Origin of the sequence: Paracoccus sp. UBA889 (assembly GCA_002294185.1) — a bacterium.
Lineage (GTDB): Bacteria > Pseudomonadota > Alphaproteobacteria > Rhodobacterales > Rhodobacteraceae > Paracoccus.
This window is the reverse complement of sequence record DBFD01000031.1, coordinates 1-4,043: the sequence shown is the minus strand read 5'-3', so window position 1 is coordinate 4,043 and position 4,043 is coordinate 1. Positions and strand designations below refer to the sequence as shown.

4 protein-coding genes and 1 pseudogene are annotated in these 4,043 nt (G+C 65.5%); all 5 read right to left on the bottom strand.

What is annotated here, in order from left to right; all coding sequences use genetic code 11:
* Positions 1 to 1,970 (bottom strand): baseplate multidomain protein megatron (locus B4L36_RS05765; protein ID WP_292953724.1); only part of this gene is annotated, 1,970 nt, incomplete at its 3' end.
* A 10-nt stretch (positions 1,971 to 1,980) separates the two neighbouring features.
* A complete protein-coding gene (locus tag B4L36_RS05760; protein WP_292953722.1) occupies positions 1,981 to 2,427 on the bottom strand; it encodes an NlpC/P60 family protein in 447 nt (148 codons plus the stop codon).
* Positions 2,424 to 3,308, bottom strand: a complete 885-nt coding sequence (locus B4L36_RS05755; protein WP_292953720.1) for a DUF2163 domain-containing protein — start codon at positions 3,306 to 3,308, stop codon at positions 2,424 to 2,426. Before B4L36_RS05755 ends, B4L36_RS05760 begins: the two co-directional genes overlap by 4 nt.
* Positions 3,305 to 3,931 (bottom strand): DUF2460 domain-containing protein, encoded by a 627-nt coding sequence (locus B4L36_RS05750; protein ID WP_292953717.1) that lies wholly within the window; start codon positions 3,929 to 3,931, stop codon positions 3,305 to 3,307. The genes B4L36_RS05755 and B4L36_RS05750 overlap by 4 nt, the downstream gene beginning before the upstream one ends.
* Positions 3,932 to 3,959: 28 nt before the next feature.
* Positions 3,960 to 4,043: pseudogene (locus tag B4L36_RS16175) on the bottom strand (phage tail tape measure protein); the annotation flags it as partial.

The following is a 4,043-nucleotide window of genomic DNA, read 5'->3' as shown; positions in this document are numbered from 1 at the left end:
GTGAAGCGGATCGGCTTTGACTCGGGCAGCCACGCCGTCGGTGCCGCGGATTCCACGCCGCCCGGCCGGTCGAAATGCCGGTTCGACCACCAGCCCAAAAGATCCTTGGGGCGGAAGACCCAATGCTTGCCGTGGGCACCATCGGTATTGGGGGTCCGGACCTGCGCAGCCCGACCGGCCTCGGAGGCATAGAACCAGTCAAACCCTTCGCCGCCCGCGATGTTGGATTGCAGATAGGCCCGGTCGTGGATGGCGGACCAGCCGTCTCGGGCGTCCAGATGATCGAAGCCGTCGCGCCAGTCGGACAGCGGCAGGTAATTGTCGATGCCGACGAAATCGATGCTTTCGTCTGCCCAGAGCGGATCGAGATGGAAGAACACATCCCCGCTGCCGTCCGATGGCTGATGCCCGAAATATTCCGACCAGTCGGCGGCATAGCTGATCTTCGTGCCGGGTCCGAGAATGGCGCGGATATCGGCGGCCAGCGCGCGGAAGGCCGCGACAGCCGGGTAGCTTTTGCCAGCGGCGCGGATCGTGGTCAGCCCGCGCATCTCGGAGCCGATCAGAAAGGCATCCACGCCGCCCGACGCCGCGCAGAGATGGGCGTAATGCAGCACCATGCGGCGCAGCCCATGATCGCCGGGATCGCCGGTCCAGCGGACATCATCGCTAGAGACGGTGAAATCCGACGGGGAAGCATTGCCGAAGAACGCCGCCACCTGATCCTCGGCGGCTGCCGTCTTGTCGACTGTGCCCGCCTGACCAGCGGCAGGCGAACAGGTGATCCGCCCGCGCCACGGGAAAGCGGGCTGGCCGATGTCGGTGGTGTTGTCCGAATAGGGATCCGGCAGCGCGTTGCCCGGCGGCACATCCATCAGAATGAACGGATAGAAGGTGACCCGCAGACCGCGCGCCTTCATCTCCCGGATCGCCTGAACCACCGCGAAATCGGCCGGCGTGCCGCCATAGACGGGACGTTGCTGATCGTCACGGCTGACCAGATGGGCATCGGCCCGGCTCACGCCATTCACTGACCATGTCCTGGGGCTGCTGGCCTTCTCCGCGACCTCAACGCCGGGTTGGATGGCGCAGGAACCGCAGCGCAGATCACTGCCGAACCAGGCCACGACCAGACTGACGCTTTCGACCTTCGGCGCCATGGCCTGCAGACGATCCAGCGCCACGATCATATCGGCACTGCCCGGGGTGGCGTTCAGGTTCTCGGATGTGCTGTCGCCATCACCACCCTTGCGCACCGGCTCGGTCGCATAGGTGAATTCGCCCGAGGCCGGGATCAGGGTCACGGCGCGGGTCAGCCCTTCTGCCGTGTCGGGATCGGCAAGGGGGCGAAAGACCTCAAACGAAAGCTGCGGCAGGCGATTGCCATAGTCGTTCAGCGGCAAATCCTCGAAGACGACATAGGCGGTGCCGCGATAGGCAGGCGTCGCATCCGGACCCGTCGTGGCGGCGATAAAGGGATCCGGCTCCTGCGTCTCTGATCCCGGATACCAGCGCCAGGTAATCCCCGAGGTGTCGAGCGGTTTGCCATCAGCCCAGATTCGGCCGATGCCGGTGATCTCCCCTTCGGCGAGCGCCACCGCGAAAGACGCATAGTAGAGATATTCGGTGGTCTCGACTTTGGGACCGCCACCTTTGCCGCCACCCTGACGGCTAGTCCGGGTCTCTTCGCGGAAATCCGTCGCCCAGACAATATTGCCGCCCAAGCGCATCCGGCCGAAGACGCGCGGAATGACCGCGCCCTCGGTCGAGGCGGTGATGCGCAGATTGTCAAGCCGCGCGCCCTCGATACGCTGGGCCGGGGCGAGCGAGGAGACGATCCAGCTGTCGACGGCCGCGCCGATGGTGGACCCGATCATGCCGCCGATGGCAGCGCCGGAAAAGCCGAGGATCGCGCCGCCGAAGCCGCCGCCAATCGTGGCGCCGACCGAGGCCAGTATCAATGTTGCCATGGGAAAAATCTCAGAGGATGGGGAAGAGGAAGGTGGAGGCGATGCGGCGGCGCCAGGCAGAGGTCAGGGGTTCTTCGATCACGCCCAGCCGTTCATAGGCGTGGATGAAGCGGTCCGGCGTGGTGAGGATCGCGACATGCTTGGCGATGGCGCCGGGACGCATTCGGAAGAGAATCAATGCTCCCGGCCCGGCATCCGCGACCGGCAGTTCGATCATCATCCGCCGCGCGCCCTCGGCCAGAACTTCGGTGCACCCCGTCTCGCCCCAGTCGCGGCTATAAGGCGGGATCGGGAAAGGCTCGTCGCCCACGACCTCCCGCCAGACGCCACGCGCCAGACCGAGGCAATCGCATCCGACGCCCCTCAAACTGGCCTGATCGTGATAAGGCGTGCCGAGCCAGCGGCGCGCGGCGGCGATGACGCGGTCGGGATCGGCTGCGGTCTGCAGCCGGGTCACAACACACCACCATCATGGCCACCGTCCGATGTGGCATAGCGCAGAATGGTGTCCTGGCCGGGGATGTGCGGAAAACCCCGGAAGTTGATGACGTTCCCGAATTTTGCGCCGCAGGTGGCGATGCGCTTGTCGCAGCCCGCATGGATGGTGAAACTGTTGCTCGTGCCGATTGGGCGGATCGGGGCTTCCAGCAGCGTGATGACAGCAATGCCATCGCTGGGATCATGGGCCAGAACTTCAGCCCGGCGACCGGCATTGAGCCCGGTGGTCCATGTGAGTGTGCCGAAGCGGAACCAGCCGGGTGCAAAGCGGCCCAGCCCCGAGGCGGTGAAGGCCCGGTCGCGCAGCCTGTCGATCACGGTGCCGGTGCCCCGATAGGCCGGATCCTCCAGATCGACACCGCAGCGGGCATCGCCCAGCGCGGCGTCGCAGCTCGCCTGAAAGGTCCGCCCGACGGTCTGGCCGAGGAGATGCGACATCGACCGGATCTCGGCGACAAAGGCATGGTGCCCGCGCCGGATCTGGCCGATGGCGCCGCGCCGCATCAGCACCCGCTGCGCAGGACTGGCCCAGTTGACCCGCCAGAGTTCCACTTCGGCATTGTCCCAGCGTCCGTCCAGAATGTCTGCCTCGGTGATCCGGTCCGAGCGCAGCGCGCCTGCCGCATCCTGGGCGTCCACCGAGAGATCGGCGCCCGACCTGATCTCGCTCGCCGTCAGACCGCTGTCCGGCTCAAACTCGGTGCCGTCGAAGTTGAGGGGGCAATCGTGATCGGTGAAGCCGAAGGCGATGCCATCGGCGCGGGTGATGCGCCAGCACCAGGCGAGGGTGGTGGTGCCGCTGTCGAGATGCGCCTGCAGGGCGGGCGGGAGCGTCTTCATCGCCGGATCTCCAAGAGCGGAATTGAGGTGATGGATCCCAGCCGTTCGATATCCAGCGTCACGTCCAGCGCGTCGCTGTCGAAGCGGACCGGCACGTCGAATTCGAACCCAGCCGTGATGGCAATGCCGGTGGAGGGCGCGGTCTCGAAACTGACAAGGCCGGTCTTGTGATCGACCGACCAACTGGAGGCTTGCGTGACGCCGTTCAAGGCGACTTGGACGGTGCCTGCGACAGGCTTGGTGATGGTCCGCACCCAGCTTTGTCCACCCGAGGCATAGCGTTTGACCAGCTGAAAACTGGTCGTCACGCCATCGCCTGTGCCGATCTGCTGATCCATTGCTGCTGGCGCCCGCGAAGGCAGGCAGGACCTGTGATCCGCCCAGTCTTTGAAGCGAAAACCGTAAAGCCGACCGTTCCGCGCCTCGAAAAAGGCCACCACCGCCGCCAGATCGTCGGCGCGGCGGATGCCATAGCTGACGTCGTAGCGCCTTCGGCTGTTGGCCCAGCTTGCGTTGCGCTCTTCGTCGCCGCTCGCAAGTTCGACGATCTGGGTGCGCCGTTCCGGTCCACCACGCGCGCCGCGACTGATATTGTCCGGAAACCGGACCTCGTGAAATGCCACGCTTGGCGATCCTTTCATGAAGATTTGGTCAGAGGCCGCGCCGCCCCAGCGACACAGCGCGGGCAATATCGGCGGCGATCTGGGTGCGGGACTGCCTAAAACTCTCGGCGTC